Origin of the sequence: Curtobacterium sp. MCBA15_012 (assembly GCF_001864935.2) — a bacterium.
Lineage (GTDB): Bacteria > Actinomycetota > Actinomycetes > Actinomycetales > Microbacteriaceae > Curtobacterium.
Map to the genome: position 1 here is coordinate 1,481,031 of NZ_CP126267.1, position 23,561 is coordinate 1,504,591.

General features: G+C 73.2%; 19 protein-coding genes and 1 pseudogene. 16 read left to right on the plus strand and 4 right to left on the minus strand.

All coding sequences use genetic code 11. The annotated features are described in order from the left end of the window. Positions 1–7: 7 nt before the first annotated feature. The 6 genes and pseudogenes from cydD (at position 8) to holA (ending at position 10,826) form a co-directional block, all read left to right on the plus strand. Positions 8–1,696, plus strand: a complete 1,689-nt coding sequence (gene cydD / locus QOL15_RS06820) for a thiol reductant ABC exporter subunit CydD (RefSeq protein WP_071247366.1) — start codon at positions 8–10, stop codon at positions 1,694–1,696. Then, the gene (gene cydC / locus QOL15_RS06825) at positions 1,693–3,402 is read left to right on the plus strand and encodes a thiol reductant ABC exporter subunit CydC (RefSeq protein WP_071247364.1); all 1,710 of its coding nucleotides are present in this window, start codon (positions 1,693–1,695) and stop codon (positions 3,400–3,402) included. Before cydD ends, cydC begins: the two co-directional genes overlap by 4 nt. 227 nt (positions 3,403–3,629) lie before the next feature. Further along, positions 3,630–6,191 carry a leucine--tRNA ligase gene (gene leuS / locus QOL15_RS06830; protein ID WP_065960948.1) on the plus strand — a complete coding sequence of 854 codons (2,562 nt, stop codon included), beginning with the start codon at positions 3,630–3,632 and terminating at the stop codon, positions 6,189–6,191. Between the two features lie 241 nt (positions 6,192–6,432). Beyond that, positions 6,433–7,239 carry a ComEA family DNA-binding protein gene (locus QOL15_RS06835; protein ID WP_071247362.1) on the plus strand — a complete coding sequence of 269 codons (807 nt, stop codon included), beginning with the start codon at positions 6,433–6,435 and terminating at the stop codon, positions 7,237–7,239. A 677-nt stretch (positions 7,240–7,916) separates the two neighbouring features. Beyond that, positions 7,917–9,074, plus strand: a pseudogene (locus QOL15_RS06840) (ComEC/Rec2 family competence protein); the annotation flags it as partial. A gap of 732 nt (positions 9,075–9,806) precedes the next feature. Then, complete coding sequence (gene holA, locus QOL15_RS06845; protein ID WP_071247473.1) at positions 9,807–10,826, plus strand: DNA polymerase III subunit delta; 1,020 nt, start codon at positions 9,807–9,809, stop codon at positions 10,824–10,826. Positions 10,827–11,129: 303 nt separating this feature from the next. Here holA and rpsT read toward each other — a convergent pair whose 3' ends face one another. Further along, on the minus strand, positions 11,130–11,390 hold the full coding sequence (gene rpsT, locus QOL15_RS06850; RefSeq protein ID WP_065959574.1) for a 30S ribosomal protein S20: 261 nt from the start codon (positions 11,388–11,390) through the stop codon (positions 11,130–11,132). Between the two features lie 224 nt (positions 11,391–11,614). Between rpsT and QOL15_RS06855 the strand changes: the two genes are divergently transcribed. Beyond that, positions 11,615–12,781 carry a pyridoxal phosphate-dependent aminotransferase gene (locus tag QOL15_RS06855; protein WP_071247360.1) on the plus strand — a complete coding sequence of 389 codons (1,167 nt, stop codon included), beginning with the start codon at positions 11,615–11,617 and terminating at the stop codon, positions 12,779–12,781. A 155-nt stretch (positions 12,782–12,936) separates the two neighbouring features. Further along, a complete protein-coding gene (lepA, locus tag QOL15_RS06860) occupies positions 12,937–14,784 on the plus strand; it encodes a translation elongation factor 4 (RefSeq protein ID WP_065959570.1) in 1,848 nt (615 codons plus the stop codon). A 78-nt stretch (positions 14,785–14,862) separates the two neighbouring features. Here the strand turns inward: lepA and QOL15_RS06865 are convergent, their stop codons facing one another. Further along, entirely contained in the window at positions 14,863–15,096 is a 234-nt protein-coding gene (locus QOL15_RS06865; protein WP_139197481.1) for a hypothetical protein, read from the minus strand. Positions 15,097–15,283: 187 nt separating this feature from the next. Between QOL15_RS06865 and QOL15_RS06870 the strand changes: the two genes are divergently transcribed. Then, positions 15,284–15,931 (plus strand): DUF1990 family protein, encoded by a 648-nt coding sequence (locus tag QOL15_RS06870; RefSeq protein ID WP_065959567.1) that lies wholly within the window; start codon positions 15,284–15,286, stop codon positions 15,929–15,931. A gap of 106 nt (positions 15,932–16,037) precedes the next feature. On the opposite strand, the gene QOL15_RS06875 is transcribed toward QOL15_RS06870, so the two are convergent. After that, on the minus strand, positions 16,038–16,730 hold the full coding sequence (locus tag QOL15_RS06875) for an HAD family hydrolase (RefSeq protein ID WP_083395069.1): 693 nt from the start codon (positions 16,728–16,730) through the stop codon (positions 16,038–16,040). Between the two features lie 29 nt (positions 16,731–16,759). On the opposite strand from QOL15_RS06875, the gene hemW reads away from it, so the two are divergent. Further along, a complete protein-coding gene (gene hemW / locus QOL15_RS06880; protein ID WP_071247467.1) occupies positions 16,760–17,995 on the plus strand; it encodes a radical SAM family heme chaperone HemW in 1,236 nt (411 codons plus the stop codon). A 114-nt stretch (positions 17,996–18,109) separates the two neighbouring features. Here the strand turns inward: hemW and QOL15_RS06885 are convergent, their stop codons facing one another. Beyond that, positions 18,110–18,517 carry a DUF4870 domain-containing protein gene (locus tag QOL15_RS06885; protein ID WP_065959566.1) on the minus strand — a complete coding sequence of 136 codons (408 nt, stop codon included), beginning with the start codon at positions 18,515–18,517 and terminating at the stop codon, positions 18,110–18,112. A gap of 108 nt (positions 18,518–18,625) precedes the next feature. Here QOL15_RS06885 and hrcA point away from each other — a divergent pair, with 108 nt between their 5' ends. The 6 genes from hrcA (at position 18,626) to ybeY (ending at position 23,561) form a co-directional block, all read left to right on the plus strand. Beyond that, positions 18,626–19,645, plus strand: a complete 1,020-nt coding sequence (hrcA, locus tag QOL15_RS06890; protein ID WP_065959565.1) for a heat-inducible transcriptional repressor HrcA — start codon at positions 18,626–18,628, stop codon at positions 19,643–19,645. Between the two features lie 155 nt (positions 19,646–19,800). Further along, positions 19,801–20,913: a molecular chaperone DnaJ gene (gene dnaJ / locus QOL15_RS06895; protein ID WP_065959562.1), complete on the plus strand. Its 1,113-nt coding sequence runs from the start codon at positions 19,801–19,803 to the stop codon at positions 20,911–20,913. Beyond that, entirely contained in the window at positions 20,913–21,683 is a 771-nt protein-coding gene (locus tag QOL15_RS06900) for a 16S rRNA (uracil(1498)-N(3))-methyltransferase (protein ID WP_071247356.1), read from the plus strand. Before dnaJ ends, QOL15_RS06900 begins: the two co-directional genes overlap by 1 nt. 48 nt (positions 21,684–21,731) lie before the next feature. Further along, positions 21,732–22,082, plus strand: a complete 351-nt coding sequence (locus QOL15_RS06905) for an HIT domain-containing protein (RefSeq protein WP_065959558.1) — start codon at positions 21,732–21,734, stop codon at positions 22,080–22,082. A gap of 67 nt (positions 22,083–22,149) precedes the next feature. Next, entirely contained in the window at positions 22,150–23,103 is a 954-nt protein-coding gene (locus QOL15_RS06910; protein ID WP_253181528.1) for a PhoH family protein, read from the plus strand. Continuing rightward, positions 23,100–23,561, plus strand: a complete 462-nt coding sequence (gene ybeY / locus QOL15_RS06915) for an rRNA maturation RNase YbeY (RefSeq protein WP_065959553.1) — start codon at positions 23,100–23,102, stop codon at positions 23,559–23,561. The genes QOL15_RS06910 and ybeY overlap by 4 nt, the downstream gene beginning before the upstream one ends.

Below are 23,561 nucleotides of genomic sequence, written 5' to 3' on the forward strand. Positions count from 1 at the left end.
CACGACGATGAAGCCCCTCGACCCGCGGCTCCTCCGGCTGTCCCGCACGGCGCGCGGCTTCCTCGTCGCGTCGGCCGCGACCGGGCTCGTCCGCACGGCGGCGACGATCGGCATCGCATGGGGGATCGCCGCCGCGGTCACCCTCGGGGTCGGCGCCGTCCGTGCCGGCGTGGTCCCCGCGGCACTGACCCCGACGCTCGCGCTGCTCGGTGCGGCCTTCGTCGTGCGGGCCGCAGCGGCGTGGGCGACCGACGACCTCGCGGCACGCGCCGGCGCCCGGGTGAAGAGCGAACTCCGCACCACGGTGCTCGAACGGGCGGCGGCGCGCGGACCGGCGTGGCTCGCCGGGCGCTCGACGGCGGGCTTCGCCACCACGCTCGGACCGGGGCTCGACGCGCTCGACGCGTACTTCGGCCGGTACCTGCCCCAGCTCGCGCTCACGGCGGTCGCGACGCCCGTGCTGCTCCTCGCGATCGGGGCCGCCGACCTGACGAGCGGCCTCGTGATCCTCCTCGCGATGCCGGTCATCCCGGTGTTCATGGTCCTCATCGGCCTGGCGACCCAGACGTTGCAGCGTCGGCAGTCGGACGCGCTCGCGCGGCTCGGTGCGACGTACACCGAGGCCGTCGAGGGACTCGCGACCCTCAAGGTCTTCGGGCGGGCGCGACGCCAGGTCGGGCGCATCGGCACCGTGACCGACGAGTACCGCCGCGGCACGATGGGCGTCCTGCGGCTCTCCTTCGTCAGCGGCTTCGCCCTCGAGCTCGCCGCCAGCCTGTCGATCGCCCTCGTCGCCGTCTCGATCGGCGTGCGCCTGGTCGACGGGTCGCTCGGGCTCGGCGCCGCGATGTTCGTCCTCGTCCTCGCCCCGGAGGCGTTCGCCCCGATCCGACAGGTCGGCGCGGACTTCCACGCCGCCCAGGACGGCGTCGAGGCGTCCGGCGCCGTCCTCGACGTGCTCGACGACCGCGCCCCTTCCACCACGACCACCGACACCGACACCGACACTCACGCGGTCACCGCCACGGGCACGACCGACCCCGTCGGCACCGACCTGGTGCTCGACGGCCTCACCGTCCGCCGTCCCGACGTCGTGGTCGGCCCGCTGCACCTGCGTGCCGCATCCGGCACGGTCGTCGCCCTCGCCGGCCCGAGCGGCGCGGGCAAGTCCACCCTCCTCGCCGCGATCCGCGGCGTCCTGCCGCACGAGGGCACCGTGCAGGTCCCCGGACCCGGCGGCACGCCGCGCGCCGCGCGGACCACCTGGGCCGACCAGCGCCCGCGTCTCGTGCGCGGGTCCGTCGGCGAGAACGTCGCCCTGCACACCGAGCCCGTCGACGCGGACGTGCGCCGCGCCCTGGCCGCCGTGGGGCTGGGACTCGACCCGCGCCTCCCGGTCGGTTCCGGCGGCACCGGCCTGTCCGGAGGACAGGCGCAGCGCGTCGCGGTCGCCCGCGCCCTGTACCGCGCCGACCGCACCCACACCCCGCTCGTCCTGCTCGACGAGCCGACCTCGGCGCTCGACGCCGAGGCGGAGCAGCAGGTCGTGCGCGCCGTGCGCGCGCTCGCCGACGGCGGCGCGGTCGTCGTCGTGGCCAGCCACCGCCCAGCCCTGCTCGCCGCGGCCGACGTCCGCGTCGACGTGCGACCCGACGGCTCGACGGCGGTCACCCGGCTCGCGCAGGTCGGCGCATGACCGCCACGACACGGCGGGCCGGCCGGGAGGCGCGACCCACCTCCGTCCTGCGGCTCGCCCTGCCACGCGGGGCGGGTTGGACGCGCGCGCTGGTCGCCGGGACCCTCAGCGCGCTGTGCGCGGTCGCCTTGCTCGCGGCGAGCGGGTACCTCATCACCCGGGCGGCGGAGCACCCGCCGATCCTGTACCTGACGCTCGTCATGGTCGGCGTCCGCGCGTTCGCCCTCGGTCGGGCCGCGCTGCGGTACGTCGACCGGCTCGCCGGGCACGACGCGTCCTTCCGCCAGCTCGCGGTCGTCCGGACCGAGACCTACCGCCGGCTCGCGTCCGTGGCACCGGCCGGTCTCGGCCAGACCGGGCGCGGTGACCTGACCACGCGGCTCGTCACCGACACCGACCGCCTGCAGGACCTGCCCATCCGGGTGGTCGGCCCGCTGGTGTCCGCGGGCGTCGTGGCGCTCGCCTCGGTCGTCGCGGTCGCGCTCGTCTCGGTGCCCGCCGCGCTCGTGCTCGTCACCGCGCTCGTCGTCGCGGCCCTGGTCGGGTCGATAGTGACGCTCGCGGTCGCCCGCCGGTCGGACCGGGAGACCGCCGCGGAGCGCGGGCACGTCGCCGACCTCGTGCTCGACACCGTCCGCACCCTCGACGTCTTCACCGCCTACGGCACCCTCGACGACCGCCTCGCACACGTGGCCGCGCTCGACGCCCGGGTCACCCGTGCGGTCCGACGCCGAGCCGCGGTCGAGTCCCTGGTCGGGGCGCTCGTCGGCCTGGTCGGCGGCGGTGCGGTGGTGGGGATCATCGCGGTCGGTGCCCCGGCCGTGGTGTCCGGTGCCCTCGACGGCCCGCTCTGGGCCCTCGCCGTGTTCGTCCCGCTCGCCCTGTTCGAGGTCGTCGGGGGTGTCCCGCTCGCGGTCCTCACGTACCGCCGGGTCCGTGCCGCGGCCGAGCGCGTCGAGCAGGTCGTGCCCGCCGAGCTGCCAGCCGGCATCGTGCCCGAGCCGGACGAGCCCGCAGACGCCCGGGACCTCGTCGTCGACGGGCCCGTCACGGTCCGGGTGCGCGACCTCACCGTGCGCTGGCCCGGAACGTCCACGCCCGCGGTCGACGGGGTGTCGTTCGACCTGCTCCCCGGCGAGGTCGTCGTGCTCGAGGGGCCGAGCGGCGCGGGCAAGTCGACCCTCGTCGACGCGCTCGTCCGGTTCGTCGACCACGAGGGCTCGTACACGCTCGACGGCGTCGAGACGCGGACGATGCACCCCGACGCGGTCCGGGCCCGGGTCGGGCTGATCGAGCAGGACCCGTTCGTCTTCGACCAGACCGTCCGGCAGAACCTCCTGTTCGCCCGGGACACCGCGAGCGACGCCGAGCTGCTCGCGGTGCTCGACCGGGTGGGACTCGGGGCGTGGGCCGCGCGTCGTGGTGGTCTGGACGCGCCCGTGGGGGAGCGCGGTGGGCTCGTGTCCGGCGGACAGGCGCACCGGCTCGCCCTCGCGCGGGCGCTGCTGCACGCGTTCCCCGTGCTCGTGCTCGACGAGCCGACGGCCGACGTCGACCCGGACCTCGGCGACGCGGTCCTGCGCGACCTCGTCGGGGTCGCCCGTTCCGCCGGGCGCTCCGTGCTCGTGGTGTCGCACGTGCCGGTCGCGGCCGACCTCGTCGACCGGACGCTCCGGATGCGTGCGGGGCGGCTCGTCACGGCGTGAGTGGATGGTTCGTGTCGGCCTGATCGTCCGGCCCGCGCGTGCGCGGTGGTGACCGGGCCGCCTGCCGGACGCGGGCGGGCCGACGGGGCCGGACCGAGCCTCCAGGCCCCGCGAGACCGGACGGCGGGTCACCGGAGCGACCCGTCGAGCGTGAGCGGGCCACCTGCCGGACGCAGGTGGTCCGACGGGGCCGGACCGGGCCTCCAGGCCTTGTACGCTGGGTGACCGTGACCACCGAGCACCCCACCGAGCCCGCAGCCGTCGACCCGGACGCCTACGACTTCCGCCGAATCCAGGAGAAGTGGCAGCCCCGGTGGGAGGAGCTCGGGCTCTTCACGACCGACCTCGACGACACGCGACCCCGCAAGTACATCCTCGAGATGTTCCCGTACCCGTCCGGCGACCTGCACATGGGGCACGCCGAGAACTGGGCGCTCGGCGACTTCGTGGCGCGCTACTGGCGGCAGCAGGGCTTCAACGTCCTGCACCCGATCGGGTGGGACTCCTTCGGTCTGCCCGCCGAGAACGCCGCGATCAAGCGCGGCGTCGACCCGGCGGAGTGGACCTACGCGAACATCGAGCAGCAGAAGGCGTCCTTCAAGCGGTACGCGCCGTCCTTCGACTGGACGACCGAGATCCACACCTCGGACCCCGAGTACTACAAGTGGAACCAGTGGCTGTTCCTGAAGATGTACGAGAAGGGCCTGGCGTACCGGAAGGACAGCTGGGTCAACTGGGACCCGGTGGACCAGACCGTGCTCGCGAACGAGCAGGTGCTGCCCGACGGCACGTCCGACCGCTCGGGTGCCGTCGTCGTCAAGAAGAAGCTGACGCAGTGGTACTTCGCCATCACGAAGTACGCCGACCGGCTGCTCGACGACCTCAACCAGCTCGAGGGTCGCTGGCCGGCGAAGGTCATCGCGCAGCAGCGCAACTGGATCGGCCGGTCCGTCGGCGCCGACGTCGACTTCGTGATCGAGGGCCGCGACGAGCCCGTCACGGTGTTCACGACGCGTCCGGACACGATCCACGGCGTGACCTTCCTGGTCGTGGCACCGGACTCCGACCTCGCTGCGTCGCTCGTCGAGTCCGCTCCCGACGACGTCCGGGCCGCGTTCGACGACTACCTGACGGCGACCCAGAAGACCTCCGAGATCGACCGGCAGAACGCCGACCGCCCGAAGACCGGCGTGCCGCTCGGCCGCTTCGCGATCCACCCGCTGACGGGGGAGCGCCTGCCGATCTGGGCCGCCGACTACGTGCTGGCCGACTACGGCCACGGCGCGGTCATGGCCGTCCCGGCGCACGACCAGCGCGACCTCGACTTCGCACGGGCCTTCGACCTGCCCGTCCGCGTCGTGGTCGACACCAACGCCGCGGTGACGGGTGCGATCCCGGTCATCCCCGAGGGTGCGACGCTCGAGGACCTGCCCGCCCTCGACCCGGCGTCCACCGGCGAGGCGCTGACCGGTCAGGGCCGCATGATCAACTCCGGGCCGCTCGACGGCATGTCGAAGCAGCACGCGATCACCGCGGCGATCGCGCTCCTCGAGGAGCGCGGCACCGGTCGCGCCGCGAAGACCTACCGCCTGCGCGACTGGCTCATCTCGCGCCAGCGTTTCTGGGGCACCCCGATCCCGATCATCCACGGCGCGGACGGCAGCGAGCACCCGGTGCCGCTCGACCAGCTGCCCGTGCGCCTGCCGTCCACCGAGGGGCTCGACCTCAAGCCGAAGGGCACCTCGCCGCTCGGTGGGGCCACCGACTGGGTGAACGTCCCGAACCCCGTCGACGGCACGCCCGCGACGCGCGACACCGACACGATGGACACGTTCGTCGACTCGTCGTGGTACTTCCTGCGCTTCCTGTCGGCGAACGACGACACCCAGGCGTTCGACCCGGAGGCGGCACGCCGCTGGGCCCCGGTCGACCAGTACATCGGCGGCATCGAGCACGCGATCCTGCACCTGCTGTACGCGCGCTTCGTCACGAAGGTCCTGTTCGACCTCGGGTACCTCGACTTCACCGAGCCGTTCTCGGCGCTGCTCAACCAGGGCATGGTGCTGTCCGGCGGCTCGAAGATGTCGAAGTCGAAGGGCGGTGTGTCGCTCGGCGACGAGCTCGACGCGAACGGTGTCGACGCGATCCGCCTCGTCATGGGCTTCGCCGGACCGCCCGAGGACGACATCAACTGGGAGGACGTGTCGCCGTCGGCGTCCGCGCGCTTCCTGGCGCGCGCGTACCGTCTGGCGCTCGACGTGACCTCGTCGCCCGACGCCGTGTGGGCGGACGGGGACCGCGCCCTGCGCCAGGTGACGCACCGCTTCCTCGCCGACGCCCCCGGCATGATGGAGGCGTTCAAGTTCAACGTCGTGATCGCCCGTCTGATGGACCTGGTGAACGTCACCCGCAAGGCCATCGACAGCGGCCCCGGTGCCGGCGACCCCGCCGTGCGCGAGGCCGTCGAGACGGTCGCGCTGGCACTCGCCGTCTTCGCCCCGTACACGGGCGAGGAGATGTGGGAGAAGCTGGGCTACGAGGCCACCGTCGCCACGTACGGCTGGCGGAAGGCCGACCCGACGCTGCTCGTGCAGGACACCCTGACCGCGGTGGTCCAGGTGAACGGCAAGGTGCGCGACTCGTTCGAGGTGTCGAAGTCGATCGAGCCGGACGAGCTCGAGCTGCTCGCGCGGTCGTCGGCGAACGTGCAGCGGTACATCGGTGACCGGGAGATCGTGAAGGTCATCGTGCGGGCGCCGAAGCTCGTGAACATCGCGATCAAGGGCTGATCGGCCGGGGCTGACCGTCCCGTCTGGCTGGTCGTCGCGAGGGTCCGGGCGTGTGCCCGGGCCCTCGGGTCGTTCTTGTCACGCGTGTCGTTCGTGTGGCGCGTGTCGTGCGTGTCGTTGGTGTCGCTCGTGTCGTGGGTGTCGCTCGCGTCGTTCCTGCACAGGGGCGGTTGTGCGTCGCTCGTCCACAGGTGGGCCGGCTGAGCCCGTCGAGGACCTCCGGAGTTCGTAGCGTGCCGGCATGAGCACGCCGACACCGGACGACCCGACGCCGAGCGCTTCCTGGTGGCACCGGTGGGCGCTCTCGCCCCGCGCCGCCGTGCTCACCGGCGCGGTGGTCGTCGCGGTGGCGCTCGTCGTCGTCGGCGTGGGCGCGATCGGTGGCCCGTCGAGCGAGGACGTGACCGTCACCGGGGCGGGGACGGCCCTGTCCGGTGCGGGCGGCGGAGCGCCAGCCGGCCGACCCGCTGCTGCCGACGGGGAGCCCGGGGCAGGCCGATCGTCGCCGCCGTCGCCGTCGCCGCCGTCGCCGTCGCCGCCGTCGGGTGCGCCGTCGAGTGTCGCCGTGTACGTGCTCGGTGCGGTCGGACACGCCGGCGTCGTGCAGGTGCCCGCGGGCTCCCGCATCGAGACGGTGCTCGAGCGCGCGGGGGGACCCGCAGCCGACGCCGACCTGACCCGGCTCAACCTCGCGCGGCTCGCCGTCGACGGCGAACGGTTGTACGTCCCACGGGTCGGCGAGGACGTCGTGCCCGAGGCCCTGGCGCCGGACACGGGCGGTGGGGTAGGCAGCGGGACGGGTGGTGCGGGCGCGGGTGCTGCTGGTGGCGGGGCTGCTGGCACCTCCGGGCCGGACGCGGTCGTCGACCTCAACACCGCCGACCAGGCCGCACTCGAGACCCTGCCCGGGATCGGCCCGTCCCTCGCCGCACGGATCATCGCCTGGCGGACCGAGCACGGCCGGTTCTCGTCCGTCGAGGACCTCCTGGACGTCAGCGGGATCGGCGACGGACGGTTCGCGGAGCTGCGCGACCGGGTGCGGGTGTGAGCGCCGCCGGAGTGGACCCACGAGCCGCTGCGGGCGTCGACCTGCGGCCGGCTCTGGCCGATCTGCGGTCCGCCGGGCCGGTCGCCGTCGCCTGGGTGCTGGCCGCGCTGCTCGTGGGTGCGCCCGGGGCGGCGACGACCACCGCGGTCGCGTCCGCCGTGGGCCTGCTGCTCGCGCTGGTGGTGCTCGTGCGCCCGTCACCAGGAGCGGTGCCGGCCGCGTCCCGAGCGGCTGCCGTCCGTGTGGTCGCCGCGGTGCTGCTCACCACGGCGGGGTGCTGTTCCCTCGTGTCGCTCGCGGTCGTGACGGCGGAGCACCGCCGGTCGCCGGAGGAGCTCCTCCGCACGGTCGGCAGGACCGTGACCGTCGACCTCGTGCTCACCCGTGACCTCGGTCCCGGGGACCGCTCCGTCTCCGCGACCCTGCGGCGCGCCACCGACGCCCGCTCGGCCTCTGCGGGTGGGACACGGTCGACGCTCGACGTCCCGGTCCGGGTCGTGCCCGCGGACCGGACCGTCGCAGCCGCCGGGACCCGGCTCGTCGGGCGGGGGACCGTCGAACGCGACGAGCCCGGCTCACCGACGGCCGCCGTCGTCTTCCTCCGCGGACGCCCCGAGGTCGAGCCACCGTCCGGGCTCCTCGCGGCGACCGACCGGGCACGCCGGGCCTTCGTCGCCGTGACCGAGGACCTGCCCGAGCCGGGCGCCGCGCTCCTCCGCGGTCTGGCGATCGGGGACCGCAGCGGGCTCGACGCGGGGACCGAGGCGGCGATGGAGACGTCGGCACTGACGCACCTCACGGCGGTGTCCGGATCGAACTGCGCCGTCGTGGTCGGGCTCGTGGTCGTCGTCGGTCGTGCACTCGGGGTGCCGCGCGTCGTGCGTGCCGTGTCGGCGGTGGTGCTGCTCGTCGGGTTCGTCGTCCTGGTCAGGCCCGACCCGTCGATCCTCCGAGCGACCGTGATGGCCGTCGTCGTCCTGGTCGTCCGCCTCGCCGGGCGCCCGGTGCGGGGCGTCCCGCTCATCGCGCTGGCCGCGGGCGGGATGCTCGTGGTCGACCCCTGGTACGCGCGGTCCGTCGCGTTCGTGCTCTCGGTGCTCGCGACCGCCGGGATCGTCGTCCTCGCGCCGCCCCTGACCGTGCTCCTCGGCAGGCGCCTGTGGGGACCGGTCGCGGCGGCCGTGGCCGTGCCCGTCGCCGCCCAGGCCGCGTGCTGGCCCGTCACGGTCGTGCTCGCGCCGACCTTCCCGACCTACGCGGTCCCGGCGAACCTGCTCACCGAGCCGCTCGCGCCGCTCGTGACGGTCCTCGGGCTCGCGGCCTGCCTCGTCGCACCGGTGTGGCCCGCCGGTGCCGGCGCGCTGGCGGTCGTCGCGTGGGCGCCTGCCGCGGCGATCGGTGCGATCGCGCACGGTGCGTCCTCGCTGCCGGGATCGTCCCTCGCTTGGCCGTCCGGCATCGTCGGGGTCGCCGCGGCCGCGGTCGTCAGTGCGGCCGTGGCCGTCGCGGTCCTCACCCGACCGGCCGTCCGGTCCCGGGTGCTCGTCGCAGGAGCGGTCGTGTTCCTGGTCGGGATCGGTGCGGTCGTGGTCCCACGGTGGGTCGTGCGGGGGAGCGTGCCCGGGGACTGGGCGGTGGCCGCGTGCGACGTCGGGCAGGGCGACGCCGTGCTCGTGCGCGACGGACGTCCGGGTGACCCCGTCGCCCTCGTCGACACCGGTGACGACGAGGAGCGCCTGCGCACCAGCCTCGACCTGCTCGGGGTGCGACGGATCGACCTGCTCGTGCTGACCCACTTCGACCGCGACCACGTGGGCGCCGTGTCCGCGGTCGCGCACCGCAGCGACCGTGCACTCGTCGGCCCGACCGGTCGTGCGGCGGACGAGCGCGTGGTCGACGACCTCCGGGACGCCGGGGTCGACGTGCGCGCCGCGGACGACACGACGGCCGGGGAGCTCGGGCGGCTGCGGTGGTCGGTCCGGTGGCCGACAGCGGGTTCGACCACCGCGGGCAACGACGCGAGCGTGGTCCTGCAGACGGGGGCCGGGAGCGACTGCGCCACCTGTGTCCCCGGGGTCTTCCTCGGCGACCTCGGCGAGGACGCGCAGCGTCGGCTCCGTCCGCACGTGCCCGGACACCCCGACGTGGTCAAGGTGGCGCACCACGGTTCCTCCGACCAGGACCCGGGCCTGTACCGGCAGCTCGCGGCCGCTGTCGGGCTCATCGGCGTCGGCGCCGACAACACGTACGGGCACCCGACGCGCGCGGCACTCGACGACCTGCGCGCGGCCGGGACCGAGGCGTTCCGCACCGACACCCAGGGCACGGTCGTGGTGTCGCGAGCGCCCGGGGGAGCACTGCGGGTGTGGACGGAGCGCAGGGCCGAGGAGCGGCCGTCGGCATCACCCTCGACGACGACGTCGGTGCTGCCGGCTGCTCCGGTCTCGTCCGCGCGGCTGCCCGACCGGGAGCCGGGGCAGTGGCCGGCGGGAGCGCCGGCAGGGTCGGCGGCGGGCCGTAGGATCGTCGCGGGCCGAGGACGCTCGCGCCCGCGACGGAAGGACCGCATGCCCGCCAAGAAGCCCTCGCGCGCCGCCGCAGCGATCGACCAGGTCCCGTGGTCGGGCATCCGACCCGCGCCGGTCGTGCTCGTCACCGGCCCCGAGTCCTTCCTCGCCGAGCGCGCGAGCAGCGTCCTCCGCGACCTGCTGGTCGGCGAGGACCCGGCGCTCGAGGTCCACGACCTCGAGGCAGACCAGTACGCGCCCGGTCTCCTGTCGACCCTCGCGAGCCCGTCGCTCTTCGGCGAACCCCGACTCGTGCGGGTGACGAACGTCGAGAAGTGCACCGACGCCTTCATCACCGAGACGATCAGCTACCTGCAGGCGCCTGCTGACGACGTCACGCTCGTGCTTCGGCACGGTGGCGGTGTCCGCGGCAAGAAGCTCCTCGACACCATCCGCAGCGGGGTCGGTGGCGGCATCGAGGTGCAGTGCGACGAACTCAAGCGCGAGACCGACAAGATCGACTTCGTCAACGCCGAGTTCCGAGCGGCCCGTCGCAAGATCGCGCCCTCGGCGGTGCGTACCCTCGTCGCCGCCTTCGCAGACGACCTCGCGGAGCTCGCCGCGGCCTGCCGCCAGCTGCTGGCCGACGAGGCGCAGGAGATCACCGACCGGGTCGTCGACAAGTACTACGGCGGCCGCGTCGAGACGAACGCGTTCAAGGTGGCCGACCTCGCACTCGCCGGGCGCTCGGCGCTCGCGATCGTGGAGCTCCGGCACGCGCTGGCGACGGGTGAGGCCCCCGTCCCGATCGTCGCCGCCTTCGCGAGCAAGATGCGCACGATGGCGAAGGTCAGCTCGTTCCGCGGGTCGAGCGGCCAGGCGGCGTCGGCGCTCGGCATGGCGCCGTGGCAGGTGCAGCGTGCGCAACGGGACGTCGCCGGGTGGAGCGAAGCCGGGCTGGCGAACGCGATCACGAGCGTCGCCGAGGCCGACACCGCGGTGAAGGGTGGCTCGCGCGACGCGCACTACGCGCTCGAGGTCATGGTCCGGGTGATCGCCCGGCGCGGCGAGGCCCGCTGACCTCTCGCGCTGCGGCCGTCGCTGGCTCCCGGCCGCCTTCGTGCCCGCCGCTGCCCGCCGCTCGCTGGTGCGCGTTGCTCCTGCACAACCGGAAGCACGTCGCACCGCGGAGGTTCGTGGCGCGACGTGCTTCCTCTTGTGCGACGCACCAGCCCGGCACCCCGCCAGCCGGCACCCGCCACCCGGCACCCCGCCACCCGGCACCCGGCACCCGGCCCCACGCCACCCCACCACCCGCCACCCCCGCACACGACGAAGGCCCCGCACCTTCCGGTACGGGGCCTTCGAGCAGCGCTCAGGAGATCAGAGCGAAGCAACCTTCTTGGCGATGGCCGACTTGCGGTTCGCCGCCTGGTTCTTGTGGATGACGCCCTTGCTCACGGCCTTGTCGAGCTTCTTGCCCGCGAGGGCGAGTGCTGCGACGGCCTTGTCCTTGTCACCGGCGGCGACGGCCTCGTTCGTGTGACGGATGACCGTCTTGAGCTCCGAACGGTAGGCCTTGTTGCGCTCCTGGGCCTTGAGGTTGGTCTTGATGCGCTTGATCTGCGACTTGATGTTCGCCATGCGTGTTGCTCCTTCGTCGTCTCTACGGGTGGTCGCGACCGCTGGGTAGAGGGGCCCTTGGTCGCATCGCGTTCCACCCGTGGGCGGGGAACGCGGAAGCCAGCAAGCAACACTACCAGCACGACGAGCCGCGACAAAGCACCGCGGGTCGGTGCCTGACGAGCCGCGCCGGGACCCCGGGCCGCGGAAACCGGGCCGCAACACGCAGCCGCTACCGTGACGGGATGCCCTCACTCGCGCCCCGGATCGACTCCGTCCCCGCCTCCGGCATCCGCCGCGTGTACGAGCAGGCCGCGCTCCTCCAGGCCGACGGCACGGACGTCGCGATGCTCGTGATCGGCGAGCCCGACGTCCCGGTCGCGGCGCACATCGGCGAGGCAGCCCGTCGGGCGTGGTCGGAGGACCGCACGGACTACACGCCGAACGGCGGCATCGCACCGCTGCGCGAGGCCGTCCGGCAGAAGCTCCTGCGCGAGAACCGCATCGAGGTCGACCTCGAGCAGGTCTGGATGACGATCGGTGCCAGCCAGGCGCTGTTCCAGGCGATGACGCTCGTGCTCAGCCCGGGCGACGAGGTGCTCGTCCCGGACCCCGGCTACACGACGTTCACGATGAACGCGCACATCCTCGGCGCGACACCGGTGCCGTACCGGCTCGAGCCGCAGCACGGGTTCGAGCCGGACCTCGAGGCGCTCGAGGCGAGCATCACCGAGCGCACCCGGGCCCTCGTGGTGAACTCGCCGTCGAACCCCCTCGGCTCGGTCTTCAGCGAGGACACGCTCCGCGGGTTGCTGGCCCTGGCGAAGCGACACGACCTCTGGGTGATCAGCGACGAGGTCTACGAGTACTTCACCTACGGCACCCGGCACGTCAGCCTGGCGGCCCTCGACGAGGACGACCGCGTCTTCACGGCGTTCTCGCTCAGCAAGACGTACGCCATGACGGGCGTCCGTGTCGGGTACCTCGTGACGCCGAAGGGCCTCGGCGCGACCATGCGGACCGTGCAGGAGTCGATGGTCAGCTGCGTCGCCGAGCCCGACCAGTGGGCAGCGCTCGCGGCGATCGTCGGGGACCACCAGGCCGTGCAGGACGCCCGAGAGCACTACCGCGCCAACCTGGTCGTGGCGAAGGAGGTCCTCGACGACGCCGGCATCCGGTACCTCGACCCGCGCGGCGCCTTCTACCTGTGGGTCGACGTCTCCCACGCCGCCGAGGGCGACGTCGCCGCCTGGGCGCTCGCCCTGCTGCACCGCGAGCACGTCGCCGTCGCGCCCGGGAGCGCGTTCGGTCGGTCGGGCGAGGGCTGGATCCGCGTCTGCCTCGCGGCGACCGCCGACGACCTCCGCCGTGGCCTGGGCGCGCTGCCCGCCCCCGCCCCGGTGACCGTCTGACGGACGGGAGGCCCGTGGCGGCGCCGCCACGGGCCTCCCGTCCGTCCTCCACAGCGACCGATGCGCCGGCCGGTCTCCACAGGGACGGCAGCGCTGCGCGCTGTCCGCGCGCAGGCGTGGGACAATCGTTCGACCGCCCCGACCCCTGAGGAACCGTGAGCCCACAAGCATCCGCGCCGCTCGAGCCCGCCGCGACCCCGGCCGAGGCGATCCGCAACTTCTGCATCATCGCGCACATCGACCACGGCAAGTCCACGCTGGCCGACCGCATGCTGCAGATCACCGGCATCGTCGAGGACCGGGCGATGCGCGCGCAGTACCTCGACCGCATGGACATCGAGCGCGAGCGCGGCATCACGATCAAGTCGCAGGCGGTCCGCATGCCGTGGGAGCTCGACGGCGAGACCTTCGCGCTGAACATGATCGACACCCCGGGGCACGTCGACTTCTCGTACGAGGTCTCCCGCTCCCTCGCCGCGTGCGAGGGAGCGATCCTGCTCGTCGACGCCGCCCAGGGGATCGAGGCGCAGACGCTCGCGAACCTGTACCTGGCGCTCGAGAACGACCTCGAGATCATCCCGGTCCTCAACAAGATCGACCTGCCGGCGGCCGACCCGGACAAGTACGCGGCCGAGCTCGCGCAGCTCATCGGCGGCAAGCCCGAGGACGTCCTCCGCGTCTCGGGCAAGACCGGCGTCGGCGTCCCGGAGCTCCTCGACCGCGTGGTCCGCACCGTGCCGCAGCCCGTCGGCAACGTCGACGCGGCGCCGCGCGCGATGATCTTCGACTCGGTCTACGACAGCTACCGCGGCGTCGTGACCTACGTGCGGATGGTGGACGGCACGATCCACCCGCGCGAGAAGGTCCAGATGATGTCGACGAAGTCGACGCACGAGATCCTCGAGATCGGTGTCTCCTCGCCGGAGCCGACCCCGACCAAGGGGCTCAGCGTCGGCGAGGTCGGCTACCTGATCACCGGCGTGAAGGACGTCCGCCAGTCGAAGGTCGGCGACACCGTCACGACGGCGCAGAAGCCCGCGACCGAAGCGCTCGCCGGCTACACCGACCCGAAGCCGATGGTCTTCTCGGGCCTGTACCCGATCGACGGTTCCGACTACCCGGACCTGCGCGAAGCCCTCGACAAGCTCAAGCTGTCGGACGCAGCCCTCGTGTACGAGCCGGAGACCTCGGTCGCGCTCGGCTTCGGGTTCCGCTGTGGCTTCCTCGGCCTGCTGCACCTCGAGATCATCACCGAGCGCCTGTCCCGCGAGTTCGGGCTCGACCTCATCACCACCGCCCCGAGCGTGATCTACGAGGTCACGAACGAGGACAACACGGTGGTCGAGGTCACGAACCCGTCCGAGTTCCCGGGCGGCCGCATCCTCGAGGTCCGCGAGCCGATGGTCCGCGCGGCCATCCTCGCCCCGAAGGACTACGTCGGCGCGATCATGGAGCTGTGCCAGTCGCGCCGCGGCTCCCTGCTCGGCATGGAGTACCTGGGCGAGGACCGCGTCGAGATCCGCTACGAGATCCCCCTCGGCGAGATCGTGTTCGACTTCTTCGACCAGCTGAAGAGCAAGACGCAGGGCTACGCGTCGCTCGACTACGAACCGACCGGCGACCAGGCGGCCGACCTCGTCAAGGTCGACATCCTGCTGCAGGGCGAACAGGTCGACGCGTTCAGCGCGATCGTGCACCGCGACAAGGCGTACGCGTACGGCACCCTCATGACCGAGCGGCTGCGCAAGCTCATCCCGCGCCAGCAGTTCGAGGTGCCGATCCAGGCTGCCATCGGCGCACGCATCATCGCCCGCGAGAGCATCCGCGCGATGCGCAAGGACGTCCTCGCGAAGTGCTACGGCGGTGACATCACCCGCAAGCGCAAGCTCCTCGAGAAGCAGAAGGAAGGCAAGAAGCGCATGAAGATGGTGGGCCGCGTCGAGGTCCCGCAGGAAGCCTTCATCGCTGCGCTCTCCGGGGACGTCGAAGAGAAGAAGAAGTAGGGCGGTCCGGCCGATGGGTCGGGACCGGGTACCCCTGGTCCCGACGGGTCAGGACCGGGTACCCCTGATCCCGACGGGTCAGGACCGGGTCCGCCCGGTCCTGACGACGGCGACCACCAGCGCCGGGAACGCCGCGACCGCCAGGCCGCCGAGCGTGGTGCGCAGCAGGACGAGTCCCGTCGCGGTGCCGAAGTCCGTCGTCCCGGCGAGCATCGCACCGACGAGTGCGGCTCCGAGCCCGAGCGCCACGGCGGCGGCGCCGAGCACCCACGGGGTCGCGGGCAGCACCGCGTGCCGGACGACCCCGGGCACGCGCACACGGTAGCGACCCTGCGGACGCGTGTCGTGCCTCCAGTCCGGGGCCCGCGGCCGAGCGCAACCGGCTGCGCCGAGCGCGGCGACCGACATGGGCACCGGGCCCAGCGACGCGACCGGCCGCGCGAACGCGGTCACCGACCAGCGGACCGGCCCCGCCGACGAGCCCGGGTAGGCTTGCCGCATGAGTTCCCGCGGCAGCTACCGGACCTCCCTGACGTACGGCGCCGTCGGCGCGACGCAGGCGGCGGACCTCATGACCTACCCGCCCGAGGGGTTCACCCCGGCGGAGTCCCGCGGCCGGATCGGGCACGGCGACCAGCGCTTCGAGACCGCGGTCACGCAGGCCCTGACGTGGCAGATCCAGGAGCGCAGCGGCATCCGCGTCCGCGTCGAGGACCAGCCCGACGACGACGAGGTCCGCTACAACCCGGTGACGTTCGACGAGCACGGGGTGCCGGTCGCGCCGGCCTCGATCGGCACGCCCCGGGTCGAGAAGTTCGCCGCCGACGGCACGCCGCTCATGACGGCGGGCACCACCGCGACGCTCGAGATGCACGCGTTCGGCCAGACGGTGCACGCGCCGGTGCGGGTCGTGTCGATCATCGACGAGCCCGACCGGAAGGGCTTCGCCTACGGCACCCTCGAGGGGCACCCGCTCTCGGGCGAGGAGTCGTTCGTCGTCGAGCGCACCCCGGACGGCTCGGTGTGGCTGCAGATCCGGCAGTTCTCGCAGCCCTCCAGCCGGAAGTGGCAGTTCGTGGCACCGCTCGTCCGTCGGCAGCAGCGGACGATGGCGGCGAAGTACCTCGTCGCACTCCGCGGCGACTGACGACGCGGCGACTGACGACGCGGCGACTGACGACGCGGCGACTGACGACGCGGCGACTGACGACGCGGCGACTGACGACGCGGCGACTGACGACGCGGCGACCGTGTCAGCGCAGCGGCGGCAGCGCCGCGATCGCCTCCTCGAGCAGGTCGGCGTCCTGCACGCAGTCCCGGGCCACCGCCACGGCGTCCGTGCGCCGGAGGGCATCGACGTCGTAGACGCCCGTCGCCACCGCGACGAACGGGATGCCGACGGCGTCGGCTGCCTCGCCGTCACGCGGGGTGTCGCCGACGATCGCCGCCCGCGTCCCGCTGAGCGCGGCGGCCGCGACCGCGGTGACCCCGGTGCGCTCGACCTCGGTGTCGCCGAAGTACGAATGTTCCCAGTCGAACGCGCCGAGGTCGAACCCGGCGCCCTGGAGCTTGACCCGGGCGCGGTGCTCGGAGTTGCCCGTCAGCAGGCCGTTGCGCCACCCGAGCTCGGCGAACCGGGCGACCAGCGCGATCGCGCCGGGGGCGGGGGAGCGGCGTTCGCCCCGTCCGTACCGCTCGTCGGTGAGGTCGCGCAGGTGGCCGCTGACGGTCGGGATGAGCGCGTCGTCGAGGTCGTGGGCCCGGACGTGCTCGGCGATGAGCCCGGCGTCGGTCCGACCGTGCTGGTGCCCGACGCGCAGGGCGAGGTCCCTCCCGACCGCGCGTTCGAGGGCCAGGTGGTACAGGTTGCCCGGCGACGCGGCGTTCAGGACGAGGGTGCCGTCGATGTCCCACAGCACCGTGGTGGGGACGGTGTGGTGCTCCATGTCCTCCATCATGGCCGAGAATGGAGCCCATGCCGAGTGCTCTCCCGATCGCCGACCCCGCCCCGGCGGACGGGCTGCTCACCCCCGGCGCCGGTGCCGGGGACGTCCCCTTCGGTGTGTACGTGCACGTCCCGTTCTGCCGGGTGCGCTGCGGGTACTGCGACTTCAACACGTACACGGCGTCCGAGCTGCGCGGGGTGCGGCGTGACGACTACGCCGGCCACGCCGTGCGCGAGGTCCGGTGGGCGGCCGAGGTGCTCGACCGGTCCGGCGTCCCGCGGCGCCCGGTGTCGACGGTGTTCTTCGGTGGCGGGACCCCGACGATGCTGCCCGCGTCCGACCTCGCGATGATCCTGCGCGCGATCGACGACACCTGGGGGATCCTGCCCGGCGCCGAGGTCACGACCGAGGCGAACCCGGACTCGGTGGACGCCGACGCGATCGCGACCCTGCAGCGCGCGGGCTTCACGCGCATGAGCTACGGCATGCAGTCGGCGGTGCCGCAGGTGCTCGCGACCCTCGACCGGACGCACGACCCCGAGCGCGTGCCGGTCGTCGTCGACCTGGCGAAGCAGCAGGGGCTCGACGTGAGCCTCGACCTCATCTACTCGACGCCCGGCGAGTCCCTCGACGACTGGCGCACGTCGCTCGACGCCGCGCTCGCCTGCGAGCCGGACCACGTGTCCGCCTACTCGCTCATCGTCGAGGACGGCACGGCGATGGGTCGCGCGGTGTCGCGGGGCGAGCTCCCGGCGCCCGACGACGACCTCGCGGCCGACATGTACGAGCTCGCCGACCGGGTCCTCGCGGACGCCGGGTACGGCTGGTACGAGGTCTCGAACTGGGCCCGGCTCGACGCGGACGGCGGGACGGACCGGCACGCGAGCCGGCACAACCTGTCCTACTGGAAGGGGCACGACTGGTGGGGCATCGGCCCGGGTGCGCACTCGGCCGTGGCCGGCACCCGCTGGTGGAACGTCAAGCACCCGGCGGCGTACGCCGCCCGTGTGCTGCAGGGGGAGTCGCCGGCCGCCGGTCGCGAGACACTCGACGACGACACCCGGTACGTCGAGCGGGTCCTGCTCGCCGCGCGGGTGCGCGGCGAGCTGACGACGGCAGAGCTCGGCCGGGAGGCCCGTGGCCGCGTCGCCGGCCTCATCGCGCGTGGTCTCGTGGACGGCTCGGCCGCGGTGCGGGGACGGCTCGAGTTGACCCTGCAGGGTCGCCTGCTCGCCGACGCCGTCGTGCGGGAACTGCTCGACTGAGCGCACGTCGGCTCGTCGGCCCGTCGGCACGTCGGCACGACGGTCCGGCACCGCGGCGGGACGGCCGCGGGCCGGGGCGGCCGCTCGTCGCGGCCGTCCCGGCCCGCGCCGCGACTACTGCTTGATGAACTCGATCGAGAGCGGGTACTTGTACATCTCGCCGCGGTTCGCCGCGACGGCCGCCAGGATCGCGAAGACGATCGTGACGATGCCGGCGGCGGCGATGAGCAGGAAGCCCACGAGCACGATCGACAGGATCGACCCGGCGACGTAGACGATCGCCATCGTGATGTGGAAGTTCAGCGCGACGCGGGTGTGCTCGCGGACGAACGCGCCACGGTCGCGCAGCACGAGGTACGCGACGAGCGGCACGACGAACGAGAAGAAGACGCCGCCGATGTGCGTGAGGGTCGCCCACAGGCGCTGGTCCTCCGGCGACATCTGCTGCGGCGGGGTGTACCCGCCGGGGTACTGCGGTCCTCCGGGGGACTGGGGGCCGCCGGGCTGCTGTCCGTAGCTCATGGCCAGAGCGTAGCGGGAGGGACGCTCCCGGTCCCGGTCCGTCGGCGGTCGGGCGTAGGATCAGCAGTCGAGACGTCCGAGTGCCAGCATCGAACGGAAGGGGTCCGGATGGTCAGCGAACGCTCCCTCGAGGTCCTCAAGGCGATCGTGCGGGACTACGTCGCGTCGCGCGAACCCGTCGGCTCGAAGTCGATCGTGGACCGCCACGCGTTCGGGGTCAGTGCCGCCACGATCCGCAACGACATGGCCCTGCTCGAGGACGAGCAGCTCATCGCGGCCCCGCACACCTCGTCCGGACGGGTGCCGACCGACAAGGGGTACCGGGTGTTCGTCGACCACCTCGCCGCGGCCCGACCGTTGTCCTCGGCCCAGCGCCACGCGATCGAGACCTTCCTCGGCACCCCGAACGACCTCGACGAGGTCCTCGGGCGGACCGTCCGCCTGCTCAGCCAGCTCACGAACCAGGTCGCCCTCGTCCAGTACCCGTCGATGGTCCGCGCACGCGTGCAGCACGTCGAGCTGGTCCGACTGGGCGACACCCGGCTCATGGTCGTGCTCATCACGGACACCGCGCGGGTCGAGCAGCGCGTCGTCGAGACCGACGTCCCGCTCGACGAAGCCGCGCTCGGCGAGCTCCGCTCCGTCCTGAACGGTGCCTCCGTCGGCCTGCTCCTGCAGGACGTGGCCCGCGCACTGCGCGAGGTGCCGCAGCAGCTCCGGCCGGACGTCCAGGCGCTCGGCGGCGTCGTCGTCGCGACGCTCATCGAGCAGGTCGCGGCGAACCGGCAGGACCGCCTCGTGATGGCCGGCGCGGCCAACCTCGCCAAGAGCGAACGGGACTTCTCCGGCGGCCTGTTCCCCGTGCTCGAGGCGATCGAGGAACAGGTGACCCTGCTGCGGTTGTTCGGCGAGATGCAGGTGGACGACGTCGCCGTCGCCGCGAGCATCGGCGTCGAGAACGCCGAGTACGGGCTCGACGCGACGAGCGTCGTCGCCGGCGGGTACCTCGCCGGGGGCGAGGTCGCGCGCCTCGGCGTGCTCGGCCCGACCCGGATGGACTACGGCACGAACATGGCCGCCGTGCGCGCCGTCGCACGGTACCTGTCCAAGCTGCTGGGCGAACATTGAGCCCCGCCGCGCCCCACCCGGGCGCGGTGCCCCGCTGACGGGCACCGCGCCTCCAGACCGACCACCGGCGCGGCGCCAGCCGCACCGAGCCGGTGCCGCCGTCCCGGCGGCGCCCACCAGACCGAACCGACCGACTCCGACCGACTGAGGGATACGTGGCAGACCACTACGACGTCCTCGGCGTCCAGCAGGACGCCTCCGATGCCGACATCAAGAAGGCCTACCGCCGCCTGGCGCGTGAGCTCCACCCGGACGTGAACCCGAGTCCCGACGCGGCCGAGCGCTTCAAGGACGTCACGCACGCGTACGACGTGCTGAGCGACCCCGAGCAGCGCCGGCGCTACGACGCCGGCCCGCAGGCCGACAGCCCGTTCGGCGGGGGAGCCGGCGGGTTCAGCGACATCTTCGACGCCTTCTTCGGTGGCGGCGGTGGTGGCGGACGCGGCAACGGCCCGCGCAGTCGTGCCGAGCGTGGCCAGGACGCCCTGCTCCGCATCGAGGTCGACCTCGACGAGGTCGTCTTCGGCACCCACAAGGACGTCGAGGTCGACACCGCCGTGCTCTGCGAGACCTGCAACGGGTCGTGCTGCGCCCCGGGCACGAGCCCGCGCACGTGCGACATCTGCGGCGGCTCCGGGCACATCCAGCGCCAGGTCCGCTCGCTGCTCGGCAACGTCGTCACGAGCGCACCCTGCGGCACGTGCCGCGGGTACGGCACCGTCATCCCGAGCCCCTGCCCGACGTGTCAGGGCCAGGGACGCGTCCGTGCCCGCCGCACCATCCCCGTCGACGTGCCCGCCGGGGTCGAGACCGGGCTGCGCCTGCAGATGCCGGGCCAGGGCGAGGTCGGGCAGGCCGGCGGTCCCGCCGGTGACCTGTACCTCGAGGTCAAGGTCCGGCACCACGACGTGTTCAGCCGCGACGGCGACGACCTGCTCGCGACGCTCGAGGTCCAGATGACCGACGCGATCCTCGGCACGACGACGACCATCGACGGCCTCGACGGCCCGGTCGAGCTCGAGCTGCGCCCCGGCGTGCAGAGCGCCGACGTGCTCGTCGTGAAGGACCGCGGCGTCACCAAGCTCCGGGGCAACGGCCGCGGTGACCTGCGCGTCGGCGTGCAGGTCGTGACCCCGACCAAGCTGTCGCACAAGGAACGCCAGCTCGTCGAGCAGCTCGCGAAGTCGCGCAAGGCCGGCGGCCCGCAGCTCGCGCGGTTCCAGCAGGGCATGTTCGGCAAGCTGCGCGACCGCTTCCTGCACTTCTGATGGCCTCGCTCTACACGGTCGACGCGGGGACGCTCGACGACGTCGCGGTCGGTGCCGAGGTGCTGCTCGACGGCGCCGAGGGTCGGCACGCGGCGACCGTCGCGCGGGTCCGGGTGGGGGAGACCCTGCGGATCGCGGACGGTGCCGGCACCGTCGTGACGGGCGCGGTGTCGGCGGTCGGCCGTGACACCGTGACCGTCGTCGTCGCGTCCCGGACCGAGGAACCCGCTCCGCGTCCGGCGCTCGTGCTCGTGCAGGCGCTGGCGAAGGGTGGCCGCGACGAGATGGCGGTGCAGGCGGCCACCGAGATCGGCGTCGACCGCATCGTGCCCTGGTCGGCCGCGCGCAGCGTCTCCCGGTGGGAGGGCACGAAGGTCGAGAAGGGCCGGGCACGGTGGGCCGCCATCGCACACGAGGCGGCGAAGCAGGCCGTGCGTGCACGTGTCCCCGCCGTCGACGCGCCCGTGACGACCGCGCAGCTGGCCGGACTCGTCGCCGCCGGGGCACCGGCCGGGGGCGACGGCACCCGGACCGTGGTGCTCGTGCTCGATCCCGTCGGCGCCGAGCGACTGTCCGCCTGGGTGCCGCCGGCGGACGTCGACGAGATCGTCCTGGTCGTCGGACCCGAGGGCGGCATCGACGGGTCGGAGTTCGACCGGCTCGAGGGCGCGGGCGCGGTCCGCGTGCGGCTCGGGGACACCGTGCTGCGGACCTCCACGGCCGGTCCGGCCGCGCTCGCCGTCCTGCAGACGCGCCTCGGACGCTGGTGAGCCCCTCGGGGAAAGCCCGGCGTCGGTCGCGGGTTCTACGATGGTGACATGAGCAGCACCCCGAGCGTCTTCTCGAAGATCATCGCGCGCGAGATCCCGGCGACCGTCGTCGCCGAGGACGACCGCGTGATCGCCATCGAGGACATCGCGCCGCAGGCCCCGGTGCACGTGCTCGTGATCCCGAAGACCGAGTACCGCGACGTCGCCGCCCTGGCAGCGGCCGACCCGGACCTCCTCGCCCACGTCGTCGCCACCGCGCAGCGCATCGCGGACGAGCGGGCCGACGGCCAGTTCCGACTCGTCTTCAACACCGGCGAAGCCGCCGGCCAGACCGTGTTCCACGTGCACGCGCACGTCCTCGCAGGTGAACTGCACGAAGGGAATCTCCTTGCCGGTTGACGCGACCGCCCACCCCGAGCCCGACCCCACGGACGTCACCGACGACATCCACGTGGACGGGATCGCCATGGTCCAGCTCCTCGGACCGCAGGACCGCCTGCTGAAGACCGTCGAGCGGCAGTACCCGGCGGTCCGTGTGCTCGTCCGGGGCAACGAGGTCACGCTGTCCGGGCCCGAGCGGGACGTCGCCCGGGCGCACGCGCTCGTCGACGAACTCGTCGGGATGGTCCGGCGTGGGCAGGACATCGGCCAGGCCGACATCCCGACCTCGGCTCGGATCCTGGACGAGGACCGCAAACCGTCCGACACGTTCGGCACGCCGATCGTCGCGAGCCGCGGCAAGTCGGTGCGGCCGAAGACGGACGGCCAGCGCGCCTACGTCGACGCGATCGACCAGCACACCATCACGTTCGGCATCGGCCCGGCCGGTACCGGCAAGACCTACCTCGCGATGGCCAAGGCCGTGCAGGCGCTCCAGCGGCGCGAGGTGAACCGCATCATCCTGACGCGTCCCGCGGTCGAGGCCGGCGAGCGTCTCGGCTTCCTGCCGGGCACGCTGACCGACAAGATCGACCCGTACCTGCGCCCGCTCTACGACGCGCTGAACGAGATGATGGACCCGGAGCTCGTCCCGAAGCTCCTCGCCGCCGGCACCGTCGAGGTCGCGCCGCTGGCGTACATGCGCGGTCGGACGCTGAACGACTCGTTCGTCATCCTCGACGAGGCGCAGAACACCACGCCCGAGCAGATGAAGATGTTCCTGACCCGCCTCGGCTTCGGCTCGAAGATGGTCGTCACGGGCGACATCACGCAGGTCGACCTGCCCGGCAACCTGTCCGGACTCCGACTCGTGACCCGGATCCTCGGCGACGTCGACGACATCCACTTCGCCCGGCTCGGCAGCGGGGACGTGGTCCGCCACACGCTCGTCGGCCGGATCGTCGACGCGTACACGGTCTACGACGAAGAGCGGCTCGCCGAACAGGCCGGCCACCAGAACGCCCGAGGAGGCACCCGGTGAGCATCGAGCTCAACAACGAGTCCGGTGTCGAGGTCGACGAGGCAGCCATCCAGCGCCTCGCCGCCTTCGCACTCGACGCGCTGCACGTCCACGCGGACGCGGAGCTCGCGATCGTCCTGGTCGACGAGGGTGCCATGGAGCAGCTGCACGTGCGGTGGATGGACGAACCCGGTCCGACCGACGTGCTGAGCTTCCCGATGGACGAGCTCCGGCCGGGCACCGAGGACGACCCGACGCCGGCCGGTCTGCTCGGCGACATCGTGGTCTGCCCGCAGGTCGCCGCCGAGCAGGCGAAGACCGCCGGGCACACGACCACGGACGAGATGCTCCTGCTCACGTGCCACGGCATCCTGCACCTGCTCGGGTTCGACCACGCCGAGCCCGACGAGAAGGCCGAGATGTTCGGACTGCAGGGCGAGATCCTGTCCGGCTTCGCGGCCCAGCGTCGCGGGCGGTGA